The 2,611-nt window shown below is 42.8% G+C and carries 3 protein-coding genes; all 3 read right to left on the reverse strand.

Translation table 11 applies throughout. The features are described 5' to 3' along the window. The coding region (locus tag J6I68_RS09855) for a hypothetical protein (protein WP_292220012.1) at positions 1 to 307 on the reverse strand (307 nt) is incomplete at its 3' end. Positions 308 to 329: 22 nt separating this feature from the next. Continuing rightward, complete coding sequence (locus tag J6I68_RS09860; protein WP_292220014.1) at positions 330 to 1,100, reverse strand: response regulator; 771 nt, start codon at positions 1,098 to 1,100, stop codon at positions 330 to 332. Positions 1,101 to 1,122: 22 nt separating this feature from the next. After that, on the reverse strand, positions 1,123 to 2,611 hold a 1,489-nt coding region (locus J6I68_RS09865; protein ID WP_292220016.1), incomplete at its 5' end, for an ATP-binding protein.

The following is a 2,611-nucleotide window of genomic DNA, read 5'->3' on the forward strand; positions in this document are numbered from 1 at the left end:
AGCCCTGAGTTGGTGCTCCGCCCTGACCACTTTCTATCATCATATTTATGGCCTCCATTGCAACCTCATAAATGCCTGCCATGTCCTTGGCGCCTTCATCGTCTTTTTCTGCAAGCTTTCTGTACTGAACTGTAAAGTACTGCCTTGCCTGCTCTATTGTAGTCTTATTGATCATGTGACCATTGGTAAAGATCGTGCCACTATCTGAATTATATTTTGTAGCATCATACTGATTTTTCTGGGCTTCCCCTCCAACACCCATGGATTTTGCAAGTGAATGGATAAGATCTTCTCTTCCGACTGTCATCTGATAACCTCCCAATAGTTATTTATTCCATGAATTTCTTTGCTTTTTGTTTCTCGAAGAATTCGTCTATGTTCGCTATTAGCTCCGCTGGTGGCATTGTTTTCAAAAGATATTTCTCAGGCTTAAGTGAAACCACCTTCATAACGCTTTCCTTGTCGCTCTTGACTGTGAGGAACATAACAGGGATCCCGCTTGTTGAAGGTTCGCTTCGCAGCATTTCAAGAACCTGCGGTCCTGTTGTAACCGGCATCTCATAGTCAAGAAGGATAAGATCAACTTCGTTTTTTGCAAGGAACGTTATGGCTGCCATTCCGGAATTTACCATAAATACCTGATACTTTTCTGATAGCCAGCTCTTTATAGTCCTTAGCATTGTGCCATCGTCATCAACAACAAGGATCCTCTTTTTCTGAAGGCGAAGGTCTTCTTTTTCAACCACCTCTATCATCTTCTGACCAAGCTCTTTTACATTAACAGGCCTTTCAAAGATTGCGGCTATCTTGTCCCTGTGGGCAGAGCCGTAGATCTTTTCCATCTCATCATGAGATCCTATAACGCTGATGGACAAGTCATCCTCAACTGTCCGATCCCTGAGGTACACAAACAGTTCCATCATATCCTCTATGTCATCTACATAGATAAGATAGACAGATGGCTTATTTTCGATCCTCTCGATTTCTGTTACGTCAGGCTGAGCTGTTATAACTTCAAAGCCTTTGCTTTTTAGTTCATTGGCTATAGAGGTGACCATAAAGCTCTTTCCACCGCCTATTAGCAGAACCCTTTTATCCATACGTTAAGTCTCCTTTATCTGCTCATAACAGCTCTAAAAGCGCGTCTCTGTCCACTGCCGCCATAAGCTCTTTTACCTTAAGGAACTTCTCTTTCTTGCTATCAGGGATCTTGTAAGTATCTAACATATCCATGATACCATCTGCCGTGTCAAAATCATATGCCTCAAGCAGCTCTTTCATGTCAGAAAATGCACTTTCAAGTTCGTCATCAGAAATAAGTTCCTTGTCATCATCTGATGTTTCATCTTCATTTGCTGCAGAAAGCTTGTCTTTGTAGCTTCTGTAAAGTGCCAAAAGTTCCGGTGTTTTTGCAGCTATCTCTTCAGCATTCTCATCATTGCCACACTTCTCTAAATATGCAGCATCCTTGGAAAGCTTTGTTGCTCCCACAAGTCTTGCTGAGCTCTTAAGAGCATGGACTGCAACTGTATAGTTCCTAAAGTCCTTATCATTTGCAAAGCTTTCAATGTCGCCGGATTTCTTGTCTATGGATATGAGGAACTCTTTTACCACGTCCATCAGTATCTCACGGCTTCCGCAGTTTGTAAGTGCCTCGTTAAGGTCCACACCCTGTAGCCTTCCAAGAAAATCTCCTTCGCCCTGCTCATCCTTAGAAAGCTCAGGCTTATTATCGTCTTCCATTGACGCATTTGACTCTGATGCTACACGAACCTTACCCTCAGGCAGATACTCCATAAGCATCCTCTCAAGCACTTTTCCGTCAACAGGCTTTGAAAGATAATCATCAAACCCTGCAGCAATGTACTCATCCCTGGCGCCAGATCCTGCGTTGGCAGTAAGCGCTATGCAGGGAGTGTCAGTATTAAGGTTGCCCTCAAGCTCTTTCATTGCAGCAAGGGTCTCAAGGCCGTCCATCTCAGGCATGCGATGATCGATGAATATACAGTCGTATTTCTTTTTAGTAACTTTTGAAAGAGTCTCTTTCCCACTCTCAGCGGTATCAACTTTAACAAGGGTACTCTTTAAAAGGCCTTTCACAACAGTTAAATTGATGGCTGTATCGTCCACCACAAGAATCTCAGCATCAGGAGCCGTAAACGATTCGTGGTACTTTTTAAGGCTCTTTAGATAGAGCTTGTATTTCTCCTTGAAATCGCCGATTTCTTCGGCACTTACTACTTTCTGTTTTACTTCAAAAGAGAAATCTGAGCCCTTGCCATATTCGCTCTCAACCACAAGTTTTGTATCCATAAGTGCAAGGAGCTTCTTGACAATACTCATGCCAAGGCCAGTACCTTCAATGGTCCTGTTTCTGATCTCCTCGATCCTCTCAAATGGCGAAAAGAGCTTTGAAAGGTCCTCTTCTTTAATTCCGATACCTGTATCAACAACCTGGAATTTCAGGTAAATATTGTCATCATCTTCTGCTTCTCTAAAGCCTACGTTTAACGTGACAGTGCCTTTTTCAGTGTACTTAACAGCGTTAGTTAAGATGTTTGTTACGCACTGTTTGATCCTGACCTCATCGCCAAAGAGCTTATCCGGAGTC

The sequence above is a fragment of the Butyrivibrio sp. genome (assembly GCF_017940685.1).
Taxonomy (GTDB): domain Bacteria; phylum Bacillota; class Clostridia; order Lachnospirales; family Lachnospiraceae; genus Butyrivibrio.